A 16,872-nucleotide genomic window follows, 5' to 3' on the forward strand; every position below is an offset into this window, starting at 1 on the left:
CTGGGGGCCCGAGGTGGTCCGCCCGGTGAGTGTCGTCGTGCCCGCGTACAACGAGAAGGAGTGCATCGCGGGCAGGTCGCGTCGCGGGCGGATGGGCGGCGGCGGGCCGGGGCGGGCAGGAGCGGGCCGGCAGGCGTACGGCCCGCGAGCCCGGCAGGGCAGGGCAGGGCCGCGCCGGGGCGGATCGGGCCGGGGCGGCGCTACTTGACCGGCAAGTGGTAGGCGACCCGGTAGCGGTCGGCGGGGACGACCACGTCGGCGGTCTCGACCGCCTGCCCGCCCGCGTAGTAGGTGCGCGCGATGACCATGACCACGTGGCCCGGCACCCCGCCGAGGTCGCCGAGTTCGTCCGCGAGCCCCGGGCGGGCGCCGACCTCCTCGGTCACGTTGTCCACCACGATGTCGATCGCCGCCATCCGGTCGACCACCCCGCAGCCGCCCAGTGGCCCCTCCTCGGGGAGCATCACCGGGGTCCGCCCGGTGACCGAGAGCGGCTCCCAGGAGGTCGAGAGCATCATGGGCTCGCCCGCGTCCCGGAAGACGTACCGCGTGCGCATGACCCGCTCCCCGGGCTCGATGCCGAGGCGCGTGGCGATCTCCGGACCGGCCTCCTCCTGCTCGCTCCTCGACTCCCAGGTGCCGCGCACGCCCTCCGCGCTCTGCTCCTGCCGGAACGGACTGGACCCCATGCCGGGCCGGTAGCCGGACCGGGCGATCCTGCGCGGCACCGGACGCGCCCGGACGTACGTACCGGACCCGGAGCGCCCCTCCACCAGCCCCTCGGCCATGAGGACCTTGCGCGCCTCCAGCGCGACGGTGTCCGAGACGCCGTACTCCTCGCGGATGCGCGCCTGGGACGGCAGGCGGGTATGGGGCGGCAGCGCTCCCTTGACGATCTTCTCCCGCAGATCGCTCGCCACGCGCAGATAGGCGGGCTGCTCACCGAAAGTCACTGGCCACTCCCAACAAGTTGACAGACCGCAACAGAGTCGCAACCGTGAGTGGCGCAAGACAAGCAATGGCCAGAGTTTCACTCAAAGTGATGATTCGGGGGTGCTCGAGGCATGGTCCGAACGGCATCACCACAGCTCTTCCGGCCGTTCTCTGCCCACTTCGCGCCCTCCGCATGCCCCCGGCGCCCGAGGAAGTGACACGTGCCTCCCCGGGCGACGGGTCCGGGGGGCGGCCGCCCGGGCGCACGACGGCCGTGTGCGGGGAGTACGCACCCGCGCGATCTTCTCCGCCGACGCCCGCGCCGCCCCGACGCCCGCGCCGCCCCGGCGGCTGGCAGGCTGGCCCCATGCCCGTACCGGTGAACGCCCACCCGCTCCTGCCGCCGTACCGCTGCCCGCGGGACGGGACCACGGCCGACGCCGCCACCGCGCCCTGGTGCTGCCCGGAGTGCCGGGGCCCGTGGGACCTCGACTTCGCCCCGGCGCGGCCGTTCGACCGGGACGCCCTGGCCGGGCGCGTCAACTCCCTGTGGCGCTACCGGGAGGCGCTGCCGCTCGCAGACCCCGCCGTCTCCCTCGGCGAGGGACGTACGCCGCTGGTCGCGCTCACCGGCACCGTCTCGGCGAAGCTCGACCACCTCATGCCGACGCTCTCCTTCAAGGACCGGGGCGCGGTGATGCTGGCGGAGCTCGCGCGGCGTCTCGGCCCCGCCCGGGTGGTCGCGGACAGCAGCGGCAACGCGGGCACCTCCGTCGCCGCCTACTGCGCCCGCGCCGGGCTGCCCTGCGCGGTGTACGTTCCCGAGGGCACCTCGGCCGAGAAGACCGAGCAGATCCGGGCCCACGGTGCCCGGCTGGAGATCGTCCCCGGCGACCGTACGGCCACCGCCCTGGCGGCCCGCGCCGCCGCCGACGAGCCGGGCACCTTCTACGCCTCGCACGTCTTCAACCCGTACTTCCTGCACGGCACCAAGACCTACGTGTACGAGCTCTGGGAGGACCTCGGCGGCCGGCTCCCCGACGCCCTGGCGGTTCCGGTCGGCAACGGCACCCTGCTGCTCGGCGCCGCCCTCGCCACCGCCGAACTCCTCGCGCAGGGGCTCGTCGACCGGCGCCCCGCCCTGATCGCCGTCCAGGCCGAGGCGGTCTCCCCGCTCGCCGCCGCCTTCCACGCCGGTGCGGCCTCCCTGCGCGAGCCGGCGGCCCCGGCGCCGACGCTCGCGGAAGGCATCGCCATCCCGGACCCGCCGCGCGCGGCGCAGATCCTGGCGGCGGTACGCGCGTCCGGCGGCACCTTCCTCACGGTGACGGAGGGGCAGATCCGGGAGGCGCAGCGGGATCTGGCCCGGCGCGGGATCTACGCGGAGACCACGGCGGTGGCCTGCTGGGCGGCGGTCGGCGGGTGGACGGACGGCAGCATCGTGGTCCCGGTGTGCGGGGCCGGGCTCAAGACGGGGATGGCCGCCTGAGGACGCGTCAGTCGCCCACCCAGTAGGTGTCGTGCTTGATGAAGAACTCCGCGCGCTCCTCCTCCGACCAGTGGACGGCCTCGGCCACCTTCTCGAAGTACTCCTCCCGCGGAGCTCCGGGGGCGAAGAGCAGGAGCATCGAGGCGTCCGCGTCGGCGTCGTTGCGGAAGCCGTGCAGTCCGCCCTGCGGAACGTGCACGAAGTCGCCCTCGGTGGCGTCGGTCCACTGTTCGCCGTCGTAGATCCGTACGGTCCCGCCGAGGATGAAGAAGGACTCGGAGATCGCCCGGTGGAAGTGGGTGGCGGGCCCGCCCGCCCGGGGCGCCATGTCCACCCGGTAGAGGCCGAACGCGCCGTTCGTGGCGGTGCCCTTGGCCAGGTAGTGGGTGCGATTGCCGTTGGGGGCGGCCAGTTCGGCGGCGGTCCCCGCCGGCCGGTAGGTCGCGTTGACGACGCCGAGGCCGTCCTTGTACACCGGTTCCGGATACGACATGAGGTCCCCGTCCGTGTCCGCGCCCGGCCCCGCGGCCCGGCGCCACTGCTCCATCCGGCGGGCAGCCCCGTCGGCCGTCCGCCTGCCGTGCGTGTGGCCGGCCGTGCCGCGCCGGGCGCCCGCCGGTCGCGTCCCTATTTTCGTACGGGTGACCCATGCGCGCACCTCCCTCGCCGGCTGTCTGACCACCGCTCTCCTGACCATGATCGTCACGCCGGGCCAGGTGTCCGCCCAGGGCTCCCGGCCCTCCCCCGCCCCGCCCCTCTGCACGGCCCGGGCGGCCCCGGCCGCCGCGGCCCCAGGCTCGTCCGACGCGGCGTGGGAGCTGACCTCCACCCGGTACGGCGAGGCCGGGGGGTACGACCCGTACGTCGGCAACGGCTACCTGGGCCATCGCGTCCCCCCGGCCGGAACCGGCTACGCCGAGCGCCCGGAGAAGACCGGCTGGCCGCTCTACACCCCGCGCTACGACGGGGCGTTCGTCACCGGGCTCTACGGGGCCGAGCCCGGCACCACCGACGGGCGCGAGGTCCTCGCCGCGCTGCCGGGCTGGACCCCGCTCGACCTCCGCGTCGGCGCGGAGACCTTCGGCCCCGGCACCCCTTCCGGCCGGATCTCGCACTACCGCCAGACCCTCTCCCTCGCCTGCGGGCTGGTCCGCACCTCGCTGCGGTGGACGACGGCGGACGGCAGGGCCACCGACCTGGTGTACGAGGTCCTCGCCGACCGCTCGGACGTCCACGCCGGTGCCGTACGGCTGACGCTGACGCCCCGGTGGACGGGCACGGCGACGGTCACCGGGCGGCTCGACGCGCGGGGCGCGCGCCGGATGACGGTGGCGGCCGACGGGACCTTCCGCACGCACGGTACGGAGGTGGACGGCGCGGTCGTCCAGACGCTGGGCCCGGACCAGGGAAGGGGCCCGGGGCTCGTCCGGGAGCTGCGGGTGCGCGCGGGGCGCGCGTACACCGTGGAGAAGTACGTCGGCGTCGACACCGCCCTCACCTCGCGTACCCCGCTCGCCTCGGCGCGCGCGGCCTCGCGGCGGGCGGCCGGGCGCGGCTGGGCGCGGGTGCTGGCCGACAGCGCCGCCGTGTGGCGCCGCGACTGGTCCTCGGACGTGCTGGTGCCGGGCAGCCCGGACCTCCAGCGGTGGCTGCGGGCGGCCCAGTACGGGCTGCTCGCCGCGACCCGTACCGGTGCCTCCGACAGCATCGCGCCCGCCGGGGCGACCAGTGACAACTACGCGGGCATGATCTTCTGGGACGCCGAGACGTGGATGTACCCGGGGCTGCTCGCCACCCGCCCGGAGCTCGCTCGCACGGTCGTGGAGTACCGCTACCGCACCCGGGACGCGGCCCGCGCGAACGCGGAGAAGCTGGGGTACGACGGGCTGTTCTACCCGTGGACCAGCGCGAGCCGGGGCCGTCTGGACTCCGAGTGCCAGAGCTGGGACCCGCCGCACTGCCTCACCCAGAACCACCTCCAGGGCGATGTGGCACTGGCGGTGTGGCAGTACTGGCTGGCCACCGGCGACCGCACCTGGCTCGCCGGGCGCGGCTGGCCGCTGCTGAGCGGGATCGCCGACTTCTGGGCCTCCCGGGCCACGGCGAACGCGGACGGCAGCTGGTCGGTCGTGAACGTCGCCGGGCCCGACGAGTACAGCAACGGCGTCACCGACGGGGTCTTCACCAACGCGGTCGCCGCGACCGCCCTGCGCGACGCCGTACGCGCCGCTGCCCTCCTCGGCCGGCCCGCGCCCGCCGCCTGGCAGCGGGTCGCGGACGGGCTGCGCATCCCGTACGACGCGGAGCGCAGGATCTTCCTCCAGTACGCGGGGTACAACGGCTCGACGATCAAGCAGGCCGACACGGTCCTGCTGATGTACCCGCTGGAGTGGCCGATGGAGCCGGGCGCCGCCGCCGCGACCCTCGACTTCTACGCCGCCCGCACCGATCCGGACGGCCCCGCCATGACGGACTCCGTGCACGCCATCGACGCCGCCGCCATCGGGGAGCCCGGGTGCGCCGCGTACACCTACCTCCAGCGCTCCGTACGCCCCTTCATGCCCGGTCCCTTCGGTCTCTTCTCCGAGGCGCGCGGCGCGAAGGCGGGCGCCTCGGACCCGCTGTCGGGCTTCCCCGCCGAGGACTTCCTCACCGGCAAGGGCGGCTTCCTCCAGGTCTTCACCCACGGCCTGACCGGGCTGCGGCTCCGCGAGGACGGCATCCGGCTCGACCCCGTGCTGCCGCCGCAGCTGCGCGCGGGCGTCACGCTGAAGGGCCTGCGCCACCGGGGACGCACCTACGACATCGCGCTCGGCCCCCGCACCACCACGGTCCGCCTGGTGTCGGGCGCCCCGTTCACCGTGCACACCCCGGCAGGCCCGCGGCGCCTCGCCTCCACCCTGGCCCTGCCCACCCGCCGCCCCGACCTGGCCCCCACCGGCGACGCCGCCCGCTGCCGCCCCGCCACCGCCGACTCGGAGTCCCCCGGGCTCTACGCGGAGGCCGCGGTGGACGGCTCCCCCGCCACCGCCTGGTCCCCCGACGGGGCCACCGGCACCCTCACGGTCCGGCTGGACCACGCCCTGCGGATCACCTCGGTGACCCCGCTCTGGAGCGACGTACCGCCCGTCTCGCACACCGTGGAGACCTCGGCGGACGGCCGTTCCTGGCACCCGTACGTCCCCGGCGCCACGGCCCGCGCGGTGCGGGTGACGGTGGTGTCGGCGGACCCGGCGAAGCCGGCCGGGATCACGGAGCTGGGGGTGCGGTAGGGGCCCGCGCGGGCCTGAACTTCCGGGTCGAGCGCGTGATCCGGGCCGTCCGGGTCGTAGCGTTCCGCGGCGGCTGCGAGGATGGGTGGCATGGACATCCGGCGCAGGAACAACGTCACCGTCACCGGCAACCCTCAGGGTCCGGTGGTGGTGCTGGCGCACGGATTCGGGTGCGACCAGAACATGTGGCGCCTGACCGTGCCCGCGCTGGCCGGGGAGTACCGCGTGGTGCTCTTCGACTACGTCGGTTCGGGCGGATCCGACCTCTCGGCCTGGAGCGAGGAGCGCTACTCCTCGCTCCGGGGGTACGCCCAGGACGTGGTGGACGTCCTGGAGGAGCTGGACCTCGGCCGGGCGGTGTTCGTGGGGCACTCGGTCAGCGCCATGATCGGCGTACTGGCCGCGCAGGCGGCACCCGACCGGATCGGCGCGCTCGTGATGGTCGCCCCCTCACCCCGGTACATAGACGAGGGCACCGGCGAGGACGGCTACCGGGGCGGCTTCAGCGCCGAGGACATCGACGAGCTGCTGGCGTCGCTGGAACTGAACTATCTGGGCTGGTCCTCCGCGATGGCCCCGATGATCATGGGCAACCCGGAGCGGCCCGAACTGGGCCAGGAGCTGACCAACAGCTTCTGCGCCACCGACCCGGACATGGCGCGCGTCTTCGCCCGCACCACGTTCCTCTCCGACAGCCGCGCGGACCTGGCGGGCGTGGCGGTGCCCACCCTGATCCTGGACTGCACCCAGGACATGATCGCGCCCCCGGAAGTGGGCGCGTACGTGCATGACGCGATCCCCGGCTCGGCCCTCGTCACCCTCGACGCGACCGGCCACTGCCCCCAGCTGTCGGCGCCCGAGGCCACCAACGCGGCGATCACCGAGTTCCTGGCCGGACTGGGATGACGGGCCCATCGGTCCCTGAACCCGTCCCACCCGCCGGAGCGGACGTGTTCAGGGACCTCCTGGAGCCCAGCGCCGAGGAACTGTACGAGAGCGCTCCCTGCGGCTACCTGTCGACGCTGATGGACGGCACCGTCGCGAAGATCAACCGCACGCTGCTGGGCTGGCTCGGTCTCGCGCCGGAGTCGGTGGTGGGCCGGATGCGGTTCGTCGACCTGCTGACCATGGGCGGCAAGCTCTACCACGAGACGCACTTCGCCCCGCTCCTGCGCATGCGGGGCACCATCAGCGGCATCGCCCTGGAGATCAAGCGGTCCGGCGGGGACCGGATGCCGGTGCTCGTCTCGGCCTCGGTCAAGACCGACGCCGACGGCGACCCGCTGCTGATCCGCGTCACCGTCTTCGACGCCCGCGACCGCCGCGCCTACGAGGAGGAGCTCCTGCGGGCCCGCAGAGCCGCCGAGGAGGCAACCCGGCGCGCCCAGGCCGACCGCGCCCGGCTGCAGGACGCCCTCGCCGCCCTCCAGCAGGCGCTGCTGCCCAACACCCTGCCGCCGGTCCCGGGGATGGAGGCGGCCGCGCACTACCACACCGCCTCCCCCGACCGGCTCGGCGGCGACTTCTACGACGTCTTCCCCGTCGACGGCACCCGGTTCGCCTTCTTCCTCGGCGACGTGTGCGGCAAGGGCCCGCAGGCCGCCGCCATCACCGCGCTGACCCGCCACACCCTGCGCGCGGCGGCCCTGCACGACCCCGACCCCGTATCGGCCCTCTCCACGCTCAACACGGTGCTGTACGAGCGGTATTCGGGCACCGATCCCCGCTACTGCACCGCCGTCTTCGGCGTCCTCGAACCCGACCCCGCCACCGGACAGGTCGACGTCCACCTCGCCTCGGGCGGCCACCCCCCGGCCCTCGTCCTGCGCGCCGACGGCCGCGCCGACTACCTGCCCACGCCGGGCGGCCTCCTGGTCGGCGTCCTGCCCGACCCGGCCTTCGTCACCGCCGACACCCGGCTCGCCCCCGGCGACACCCTCCTGCTCTACACCGACGGCCTCACCGAAGCCCGCACCGGCCCGGACCGCACCGGCTTCTACGGCGACGAGGCGCTGCGCGACTTCACCCGGGGCCGCGCCGGCGAACCCGCCCACGCGGTGGTCGCCGCCCTGACCGGGCTGCTGGACAGCCTCGGAGAGGGCGTGACCGACGACACCGCGCTGCTGGCGCTGGGGGTTCCGGCGGGTGGGGCGGGGGGCGAGAGGGCGGGGGCGGACAGCGCACAGCCGGACACCGAGGGCCCGGGGGCGGGGGCCTCCGCCTGAGGTTCCGGGGCCGCTGCCCGAGGTTTCGGACACCCGCCCTTCCCCTCGCGCGGGGCGTGGGCCCCGCCCTTCCCGTCGCGCGGGGCCCACGCCCCTTCCGCACCGCGATGTCAGTGGGTGCTGCTTGTATGACGCCATGAGCACTCCGAGCGACGTCGCCGCCCGCCTTCCCGACCCCGAAGAACTCCGCACCCACCTGCGCGCGTTGGCGGTGCTGGACGCCACGATCGGCGACGACCCGGAGTACTGCTGCTACACCTTCGACGGCGACTGGGGCCCCGGGGAAGAGGCCGCCCTGATGGACAACGGCTCGGGGGACGACTTCTCCGTCGTCTTCACCCCGGCCGGCGTGCTCATACGCGGGTTCGACCACGAGTCGAGGATGAGTCCGTACGGCACGGAGGACGAGGAGGTCTGGCCCGGCGTCATCGACGAGGTGCCCGCCGCGCTGAGTCCGCTCCTGGACGAACCCGCCTTCTTCGAGGAGGACATCGACGTCCCCCGCGTCACCACCTGCCTGTGGCGCACGCCAGACGACACGGAGTGGCGGACCGGCTCGGACATCGACTTCCCGCCCGGCGTGGAGGACCCGGACGGCTCCGCCCACCTCTTCCGTCTCCTCACCGACCGTTCCCCCGAGGCCGTCCAGTCGTACTTCGAGGACTACTACGAGCGCCCGATCCCCCTCGACGCCGTCCGCCACGTCCTCGCCGGACGCCCCCTCACCGCGGAAATCATCGCGGCCCTCAGCCGGAATGGACGCGAATTCGGCTCCACACGAGCCAGTTGACCGAAGGAGACACGGGAGGAGCCCGCGGGAACTGCGCCGCCCCGCACCGTGCGGAACGATCAGCGCAGCGCCCCCACCTGCGAAAACGCGGTTACCGGCGCTCTCATCCCGCACCAGTCCAGCACGGTGACGCCGAAGGGGTCGGACTCGACAGAGACCGACCCCTTCTGACGTGCATGTTCACCTCAACGCCTAGCGCACAGTACGCACATAACTACACGTTGAAGCGGAATGTCTGCGGCTCGATCCTGACCTGCGACGGAGCCCCATCGAGGGCCCTGACCTGGGATTTCCTGGTTGGCACGCGTTGGCTCCCGACGGCCGTTTACGGGTGTCGTGCGGACTGGCTGCGGACTGGCCAGGCACCCCAGGCAGAGAAATGCATGGCACACCGGCGGGACCTCCAAGGAGACTGCGCAAGTGAGCGACTCCTACCCCTGCCCGTGCTGCGGACACCGCGTGCTGGACGCGATGCCCGGCTCGTACGAGATCTGCCCCGTCTGCTTCTGGGAGGACGACGGGGTCCAGTTCCGCTGGCCAACCATGGCAGGCGGGGCGAACAAGGTCTCCCTGATCGAGGCCCAGCGGAACTACCAGGACTTCGGCGCCTGCGACGAGCACGGTCGGCGATTCGTCCGCCGGCCTGCCGAGGACGAGCCGCTCGACCCCGCCTGGCGCCCCATCGATCTGACCCGGGACTCCTTCGAGGACTGGACGGCCGAGGACCGCGCCCCGTGGCCCGACGACCGCTCGGTGCTCTGCTGGTGGCTGCCCAGCTTCTGGCGACGGGACCACCCATGACCACCCACATCGAGAAACTCATCCAGCAGCTCGATGACTCGACCGGCCCGTCGTACGACGCCCGTGCGGAACTAATCGGAGTCGGCTCCGACGCCGTCCCGCCCTCATCGACGGACTGCCCCCCTCGGCGGCTTCGGGCAGCTGACCGCCATCGAGATCTTCGAAGAGGTGGCGGACCCGCGCTGTGGCCTCGTCCTCATCGCCCTCCTGCGCAGCGACGACTCGACTGTCCGGGAATGGGCGGCGATGGCCCTGGCGAGCCTGAAGATCGACGGAGCGGTCGAGGCCGTGCGCCGCACCTATCACGCCTGCCTGCAACGAGCGACGCCACCGGACTGGAGCGAGCCGGAAGGCATCCGCTGGGCCCTGACCGAACTCGGCGCCCGCACCCCCGTCGTCCCGCCACTCACCGCGCGCCTGCGAGCCACACTCCTGGCCGGGCCCAGGTACTCAGAGGTAGCCGGCTGCTCCGAGAAGAGATTCCACGAAGTCAGAGCGCTTCGCGATCTTGTCCTGCGTGTCGCCAGTACGGCTGGCGTGCTCCTCAAAGTGGCCACGAAGGAGTTGCAACTGCTCCAGGAGGCGCTCCAAGGTACTGTGCCGACCATCAGCGGCAAGTTGCTTGAGCTGCTTCGGGCTACGGACCCGTCGCCCCATCAGTTCAGCAGCAGCCAGCATGGCCAAGTGAAAGCGCAGGTTGGTGCGCTCAGCCGCAGGGGCGCTGGCGACCTCAGATGCGAGGAAGGAATCCACATCGCTCTGAGTCCGCGCAAGCCATAGGTAGACAGTGAGGGGAATATCGGCGGAGAAGATTCGCTTATATTCCGTATTATCTTTGAGTAGACTAGACGGCCGAGAGCGGGAGTTATGCGGCTGACTGAGCCCCATCGCCATTACCGCCTGAGCCAGCAGCGGGATACTTACCACTCGACTCGCAGGTCGACCCTGATTTCGGTAGTAATTCTTACGACGGTCGTAGAACCAGTCATTCTCTAGGAAATATTTCTCGATCTGGCGCTGAATTTCATCGGTGGCGTGCAATGAAGCCACCGGGACGCTGGTCTGACGGTTAGTGGCGCGAATCACCCGATCACGAACTCCAGCATCCTCCGTTACCAGCACTCGCACCTGGAGCAAGCGTTCGAGTGCAGGGTGCTCCGTTTCACTAACAGCCAGCTCTTCTAGCGTCCGGTGCAAGGTGTGAGAGGTCTGCAAACCGTTGACAATTTGGACGTCATCAAGGGAGTGCTCCTTACCCACGGTAGAAACTCGGGAACAGACAATGGTGACGCCGTTATTGAGCCACCAGAACTGAGGGGAGTTTGCGTCTACTAGCGAAGCTCGAATCTCACGATTCACTTCGACTTCGCCCTGATAGTCCCGTACATTCCAGTCAAAGATATGGCGACGCAGAGAACCATCCTCGTCACGCAAGAATCCCAGGTAGTCACGAATCTTGACAAGCACAATATGACTAGTCCCGTGCGTGATACTTTCTTGGAAGGGAAGCGTCAACGTGTAGGAGGGTGCGGAGTTGGCCCGCGTCCAGAGTTCCGCCGCACCCAGAAGCTCCACTTTACCCACCGCCCCGGCCGTAACCTTGGAGAATTGCGACTCCAAGTCGCGCACTTTGACCAGGACTTTAGCATTTACCGCTTCAGCGTCCCCGCGCGTTACATACGAGAACCGAATTTCAATTCTCGGATGCCTCGTGGCCAATGCCCGCAACGCAGTACGAAACCGCCCAACACGCTCAACCACAGATTCATTATAGAGCTGACGCAAGTCCTCGCCTGAGACAGACAAGTCGAGAAGACGGCGAGCAGACGAAGAAACCAAATCGAGGGCAGTTTCCGTAAATGACGGAGTTGTCTTAGCCTGAACCATCCACAGTGTCAGCCGCGTGCCGCGCTCAACAGAGGTCGCCTTGAAATCGTCCGCAAGGACTTCGCTATCCTCCATCAGCAGTCGTTCACCTAGAAATACATAGACCCCGTCGATAGCCCCGTCGCCACCGCCTCCGAGGACTCCTGCCTCGATCTCCTCCAGCGACAGCTCTCCGAGAGTCACCCCCTGTTCGCAAGCAAAAACTTCAAATGCTTTTTCATCAGCAAGGGGAGTCGCTCGCTCCTGCTGCCGCTGCTTGAGGAGCTGATCGATGAGAACCAGGTCATTACTGGCCATTATTCGCCACCCTTGGAACTTGTGTTAGAGGCACGCTTTGACACATCTGCTTGGTTTCGTACAGATTGAGGCAAATCCTCGTTCGTTCTGCTTGCTACATCTACAGCCATCCATCAAGCGATACTTGGGCACCTTCATCCAGGTAGTGGCAGAGAGCACTCGCCGTGGTCTCTACGAAGGCGTCGGGGATAGCGTCGGTGTCGATCCAGCAGACCTGGGCGTGCTTGCGGGGTTCGCGGTTCTCGGGTTCGCCGGTCCATTCGTGGGCGGCGAAGACGACCGTGAGGAAGCCGTTGGGGGCTTCAACGCCCCAGGCGCCGTGGATGATGTGGGCAACCTTGAGAGCCTCCGGCTTCACCGTGAGGCCGGTCTCCTCGTACAACTCGCGGACCGCGGTCTCGGTGATGGGCTCGCCCGGTTCGCTCTTGCCGACGGGAAGGTCCCACTGGCCCTGGGCGAACTTGGCGTTCTCGCTGCGCTGGAGGAGCACGACGCGGTTGGTGGCCTTGTCATGGACGATGACGGCCGCGACCAGCAGCGTCATCGAGTCGAGCGCCGGCTTGAGGGCTTGGGAGCGGTCGTCGGTCTGCTGAGCCACGGGGGTTCCCTTCGTCAGGCGGGTTGTTGGGCATGTTAGGCGAGGGCCTCGCGAGCGCGGCGAGCGAGCTCGGCGGCACCGGGTACCTTGCGCCGCCGGTAGACCGCGAGCGTGGAGCGGATCGAGGTGATCGCTTTGCGGGTGCGGTCGGAGGTCATGCCCTCCATGAGGACCAGGGCCTGCGTCCAAGCGGCGACGGCTTCGTCGGCGCGGGCCTGTGCGGCGAGGCTGTCGCCGAGGTCCGCGTGGGTGAGGGCGTGGACGCGCTTGTACTTCTCCGGGTCCCAGCGGGTGAGCGCGTCACGGTGCTGCTGTTCCGTGCCGATGTGGTCGGCGAGGTCGGTCAAGGTACGGGCGGTGTGGCTGGCGACGGTGCCGGCGGCGGGGCCGCTGACGCGGGAGAAGCTGGGCTGGGGACCGTCCTCGCGCAGGAGGGCGTCTTCGGCGGCGAGGAGAGCACGAGCGGCCAATGGGTTCTCGCCGACGGCTGCATAGGCACGGGCGTGCGTGATGTGGAGGAGCGCTTTCGTCTGACCGTCGACGTGGCCAAGGCCGCGTGCGAGCGCGCCTTCGACCAAGTCCACGCAGTGGTGGGGGTGCTTGAGGCTGAGGGACTGATGGGCGAGGGCGCGCATCATCCATGCGGCGTGGCCGTGGGGGTCGGCTTCGCAGGCGAGTTGATAGCCAACCTGGTAGTAGCGCTGGGCAGCGCCTTCGTGTCCGAGGTCATGGTGCTTCCACCCTGCGAGGTAGGCGAGTTCGGCGACAGCGCCGAAGGCGGCCTGGCGCAAGGCTTCGCTGGGGAATCGTCCGCGCAGCATGGGGGCTGCCGTGTCGGCGAGGTACGCGGTGACCGTGGTCAGGCCGTGGCCGCCGCCGAGGCGTTCGTCGGCCGCACTGAAGGCGGCTGTGATCTGTCGTACGACGTCGATGTCGTCGCTGCCGACGAGGGAGCGGGCTGTGCGGGCACGGAGCATCCGTGAGGTGGCCTCGTGGTCGTGCTGGAGCGGCATGGCCACGCCGGCCGTGGTGAAGGCGGCGATGGCGAGGAAGCTGCGGCGTTCGACATCCGCACGGCCGAGGTCGGTGACCGCAGTGACGGGGTCGGTGTCCGGTGGCGGCTCAGCGTCGGGCGAGTGAAGGCCGAGCTCGGTTCGAGTGACGACGCGTCCCAGCCGCCGTGAGAGGGCTTCGGCGAGGTACTGGCCTGCCCTGCCGGACGGCGCGCGGGCACCGCCCACCCAGTGGGAGATGGCCGACTTGTTGGTCTGGAGCAGCTCGCCGTTCTCGGCGGCGATCCGGCGTACGTCCCTGGCGAGCGCGTCGTACGTGCACCCGGCGGCGCTGATCGTTTCGCGCAGACGGGAGTTGGCGCTGGTGGGTGTCGGCACTGCCACCTCCGCTCCGGATCTGTAAACCGCGTATACCGCTTGGCCTCGGTCACACCGTACCCACTCTGCGTAGCGGGCGGTTCACTTATCGACAGCCGCCCCACTCACGGCATCACGGGCCGGGCGGCCCCCAAGTTCCGTACGCCCCAACGGGCTCGGGCATTCCTGTGCCCCGGTCCGGACGATCAGAGACGGAGACACGGTGACCACCATCGACACCGCGACCATCACGGTCGAGCTGCCCGACGCCTTCGACCCGCGCTGGAACCGCCTGCCCGGCATCCAGGTCGACGGCCGACGCATCGCCATCGACCCGGCCGAGTACTTCTTCCGCTTCGAGTCCAACACCTGGCTCGTCGCCGACTGGGAGCTCGTGAAGGCGCAGCTCCTGGACGTGGACGAGACGACCGAGAGCGCGGTCGAGCAGCTCGCGCTCGACTTCATCAAACAGCACAGCGAGTCCACCTCCGACGCCGCCCGTGTGCTGGCGACGGCGTACGGGGTGTACGCGTACCTCTTCCGCGAGGAGCACCTGGCCGGCCTCGGCCTCCCGCAGATCACCGCCGACCACCTGCGCATGCTGCGCGAGGCCGCCACGTTCATGGCGCTCAACAAGGTCGAGCTGGACGGGCACATCTCCAACGTCGGCCCGTGCTGGTTCTTCCCCGCCGCCACCTCCGTCGTCTTCGACCTGGACGAGGCGACGGGCGGAATGCTGGACGAGGTCTACCACGGCGGCTGGTTCAACGAGCACCGCCGGATCGAGTCCATCAAGGCCCACGCCGCGCTCGGCGGCCGGCTCGTGCACGGCTGCCAGTCCGTGCCGGACCAGTCCGGCGGCGTCGTCGCGCCCTACGGTGCCTCGATGGCCAACTTCCGTGACGACCTGGCCGAGTTCAAGGCGGGCTGGATCGAGCAGGTCTACGCCCACCGCGTGCCCGCAGCCGAGTAACCCACCCCAGTACGGCTCCGGGGCGGGCCGGCTCGCGCGCCCGCCCCGGAGCCCACCAGTCCCCTGGAGACCCCCATGGACCAGAGCCTGTCCGCCACCCTGCTGAACGACCTGTGCGCCCTCGTCGGCAAACCCCTCCCCGAACGCGCCGAGATTCGCGTCTGGGGCATGTCCGGCGTCGAACGCGTTACCTTCCCCGACGGCACCACGGCCGTATTCAAGTACGCCAAGGAGCCCTTCGACCGCGAGGCCCAGGCCCTGCGGCTGGCCCACCAGCGCGGGCTCCCGGTCCCTGCTCTACACGCCACCGCCATGCAGGACAAGTGGCTCGGAATGCTCATGGACGACCTCGGCACCCCCGTACGGAACGCAGACGACCTCGACGGCGTCGCCGCCGCCGTCATGCTCCATGCCGCCCGCCCCGCGGGCGGTCTGCCCCTCCTCGACGGAGCGGGCCTCGCAGCCCTGCCCGGCCGAGCCCTCGATCACCTCCAGCAGCTGCGGAAAGCCGACCGCTGGACGGACTGCGACGACATCGAGACCGCGCTGGGGAAGATCTCCGCCGCAGCCGAGACCCGTGTCCAGGGCGCGACGCTCGACCCGTTCGGCTGGGTCCACTCCGAGTTCCACCCCACGAGCGTCCACATCGGAGAACACGGCTGGCACCTCCTCGACTTCGCACGCGCCTTCACCGGCCCCGGCCTGATCGACCTCGCCTCTTACCACGGCACCACCGACGTACCGAGCCCTTTCCGCATGCGGGTGTTCCTGGAGCAGTACGTCATCGCGGGCGGCCACGAGGGCGCTCTCGCCGCCCGGGGCGGCCTGACCGCCGAGGCATGGGCCCTGGGCTGGCACCGCATGTGGGCCGTGGAGTGGTTCATGGAGCAGGCCATCCGCTGGATCAACGACCCGGCCAAGGACCCCGCGTACATCCCCGTTGTCCGCCGCCACCTGGGCGACGTGGTCCAACTCCTGGAGGTCTAGGTGCTCGCCCAGGTCTCCCCCTGGTACGCGCACGCAGCCCAGCGCACAGCCGCTGCCCCCGCGCACGCACTCACCGCACCGGACCGGATGGAATGGAGCACCCACGCCGGCCTCGGTCCTGGCGCCGAGATCCTGGGACGGGACCTGTGCGGCAAACGCGTCCTGGAGCTGGGCTGTGGCCCCGGCCACAACGTGGCCCACCTCGCGAAGCACCACCAGGCCCGCGTCACCGGCGTGGACCTGGTCGGCCTCCAGGTACGCCGAGCCCGCTCCCACTACGGCCACATCGACGGCGCCACCTTCGCCACCGGTCACGCACTGCACCACCTGCAGGCCACCGGCCAGACCTTCGACGCGATCTACTCCGTCTTCGGCGCCATCGGCCTCGTCGCCCCCGAACTTCTCCTCGCCGCAATCTCCCGACGCCTGAACCCGGGCGGTGTCCTGGCCTTCTCCGTCCCTCACCCGGGACGGGCCGGAAGACATCCATCCACGGACGACCGTCCGCGCGAGGACTACGTCACCATGCCCGACCGCACCCGACTGCCCCTCGCACGATGGGAGTTCGACGCCCGCCGCTGGGGAGCCCACCTCTCCCGGACCGGCCTGCGCATCACATCGGTTCTGGAGCTGCAGCACCCGCGCCGCGACCCGTGGCCCACCACCCTCCTGATCACCGCCCGCAAACGCTGACCGCCGGAGGCAACCATGACCCCGCCCTACCTGCTCCTCGACATCGACGGCGTCCTCATACCGTTCCCCGCCGCCGACGGCCGCACCCCGCCCACCCACGTCCGCCACACCGTCCTGCCCACAGGCCGGCACCCCGACGACCCCGTGCCCATCTGGCTCGACCCGAGCCAGGGCGGCATTCTCACCGACCTCGTAACCAGCGGACTCGTCACCCCCGTGTGGTGCACGAGCTGGCGCAAGGACGCCACCACGATCATCGGCCCTCTCTTGGGGCTGCCCGACTTCCCCTACATCGACCTGCCTCGCCCTCAGATCACCACCAGCCATCCCGACGGCTACCTCTGGAAACGAGACCACGTCGACGTCTGGCTGGCCGAGGCCCCCGCCGTCTGGATCGACGACGACTTCACCAGCCTCGACCATGACTGGGCAATGGAGCGCACTACGAAGGGAACAGCGACCCTCCTCATTCAGCCCGACCCGCACCTCGGTCTACAGCCCGAGCACCTGACTGAGGTCACGAGGTGGCTCACATAGGTACCCACAGCTCGCGCAGC

General features: G+C 70.6%; 16 protein-coding genes. 11 read left to right on the top strand and 5 right to left on the bottom strand.

Annotated features, from left to right (window positions below; translation table 11 throughout):
• A partial coding sequence (locus tag ACWCSV_RS27015) for a hypothetical protein (protein ID WP_451146655.1) occupies positions 1–208 on the top strand: 208 nt, incomplete at its 5' end.
• On the opposite strand, the gene ACWCSV_RS27020 is transcribed toward ACWCSV_RS27015, so the two are convergent.
• Positions 201–953: a GntR family transcriptional regulator gene (locus tag ACWCSV_RS27020; protein WP_451146474.1), complete on the bottom strand. Its 753-nt coding sequence runs from the start codon at positions 951–953 to the stop codon at positions 201–203. The genes ACWCSV_RS27015 and ACWCSV_RS27020 overlap by 8 nt on opposite strands.
• A 347-nt stretch (positions 954–1,300) precedes the next feature.
• Here ACWCSV_RS27020 and ACWCSV_RS27025 point away from each other — a divergent pair, with 347 nt between their 5' ends.
• On the top strand, positions 1,301–2,422 hold the full coding sequence (locus ACWCSV_RS27025; protein WP_451146476.1) for a threonine synthase: 1,122 nt from the start codon (positions 1,301–1,303) through the stop codon (positions 2,420–2,422).
• A gap of 7 nt (positions 2,423–2,429) precedes the next feature.
• On the opposite strand, the gene ACWCSV_RS27030 is transcribed toward ACWCSV_RS27025, so the two are convergent.
• Positions 2,430–2,915 carry a cupin domain-containing protein gene (locus ACWCSV_RS27030; protein ID WP_451146478.1) on the bottom strand — a complete coding sequence of 162 codons (486 nt, stop codon included), beginning with the start codon at positions 2,913–2,915 and terminating at the stop codon, positions 2,430–2,432.
• Between the two features lie 202 nt (positions 2,916–3,117).
• Here ACWCSV_RS27030 and ACWCSV_RS27035 point away from each other — a divergent pair, with 202 nt between their 5' ends.
• The 5 genes from ACWCSV_RS27035 (at position 3,118) to ACWCSV_RS27055 (ending at position 9,510) form a co-directional block, all read left to right on the top strand.
• Positions 3,118–5,694, top strand: a complete 2,577-nt coding sequence (locus ACWCSV_RS27035; protein ID WP_451146647.1) for a discoidin domain-containing protein — start codon at positions 3,118–3,120, stop codon at positions 5,692–5,694.
• A gap of 90 nt (positions 5,695–5,784) precedes the next feature.
• Entirely contained in the window at positions 5,785–6,600 is an 816-nt protein-coding gene (locus ACWCSV_RS27040) for an alpha/beta fold hydrolase (RefSeq protein ID WP_451146480.1), read from the top strand.
• The gene (locus tag ACWCSV_RS27045) at positions 6,597–7,919 is read left to right on the top strand and encodes a PP2C family protein-serine/threonine phosphatase (protein ID WP_451146482.1); all 1,323 of its coding nucleotides are present in this window, start codon (positions 6,597–6,599) and stop codon (positions 7,917–7,919) included. The genes ACWCSV_RS27040 and ACWCSV_RS27045 overlap by 4 nt, the downstream gene beginning before the upstream one ends.
• Before the next feature lie 136 nt (positions 7,920–8,055).
• Positions 8,056–8,709, top strand: a complete 654-nt coding sequence (locus tag ACWCSV_RS27050) for a hypothetical protein (protein ID WP_451146484.1) — start codon at positions 8,056–8,058, stop codon at positions 8,707–8,709.
• A gap of 420 nt (positions 8,710–9,129) precedes the next feature.
• Positions 9,130–9,510 carry a CPCC family cysteine-rich protein gene (locus ACWCSV_RS27055; RefSeq protein ID WP_451146486.1) on the top strand — a complete coding sequence of 127 codons (381 nt, stop codon included), beginning with the start codon at positions 9,130–9,132 and terminating at the stop codon, positions 9,508–9,510.
• A 450-nt stretch (positions 9,511–9,960) separates the two neighbouring features.
• Here the strand turns inward: ACWCSV_RS27055 and ACWCSV_RS27060 are convergent, their stop codons facing one another.
• From ACWCSV_RS27060 to ACWCSV_RS27070, 3 genes are all read right to left on the bottom strand, one after another.
• Positions 9,961–11,694 (bottom strand): AIPR family protein, encoded by a 1,734-nt coding sequence (locus ACWCSV_RS27060; protein WP_451146488.1) that lies wholly within the window; start codon positions 11,692–11,694, stop codon positions 9,961–9,963.
• Positions 11,695–11,794: 100 nt separating this feature from the next.
• Positions 11,795–12,292 carry an NUDIX domain-containing protein gene (locus ACWCSV_RS27065; protein ID WP_451146490.1) on the bottom strand — a complete coding sequence of 166 codons (498 nt, stop codon included), beginning with the start codon at positions 12,290–12,292 and terminating at the stop codon, positions 11,795–11,797.
• 35 nt (positions 12,293–12,327) lie between these two features.
• Positions 12,328–13,683, bottom strand: coding sequence for a tetratricopeptide repeat protein (locus ACWCSV_RS27070; RefSeq protein ID WP_451146492.1), 1,356 nt, complete (start codon positions 13,681–13,683; stop codon positions 12,328–12,330).
• A 202-nt stretch (positions 13,684–13,885) separates the two neighbouring features.
• On the opposite strand from ACWCSV_RS27070, the gene ACWCSV_RS27075 reads away from it, so the two are divergent.
• The 4 genes from ACWCSV_RS27075 (at position 13,886) to ACWCSV_RS27090 (ending at position 16,852) form a co-directional block, all read left to right on the top strand.
• Positions 13,886–14,635, top strand: a complete 750-nt coding sequence (locus tag ACWCSV_RS27075) for a hypothetical protein (RefSeq protein ID WP_451146494.1) — start codon at positions 13,886–13,888, stop codon at positions 14,633–14,635.
• Between the two features lie 75 nt (positions 14,636–14,710).
• Positions 14,711–15,622, top strand: coding sequence for an aminoglycoside phosphotransferase family protein (locus tag ACWCSV_RS27080; protein ID WP_451146496.1), 912 nt, complete (start codon positions 14,711–14,713; stop codon positions 15,620–15,622).
• Positions 15,623–16,315 carry a class I SAM-dependent methyltransferase gene (locus ACWCSV_RS27085; RefSeq protein WP_451146498.1) on the top strand — a complete coding sequence of 231 codons (693 nt, stop codon included), beginning with the start codon at positions 15,623–15,625 and terminating at the stop codon, positions 16,313–16,315.
• A 15-nt stretch (positions 16,316–16,330) separates the two neighbouring features.
• Positions 16,331–16,852 carry an HAD domain-containing protein gene (locus ACWCSV_RS27090; protein WP_451146500.1) on the top strand — a complete coding sequence of 174 codons (522 nt, stop codon included), beginning with the start codon at positions 16,331–16,333 and terminating at the stop codon, positions 16,850–16,852.
• Positions 16,853–16,872 lie beyond the last annotated feature (20 nt).

The sequence above is a fragment of the Streptomyces sp. NPDC001770 genome, from assembly GCF_053596135.1.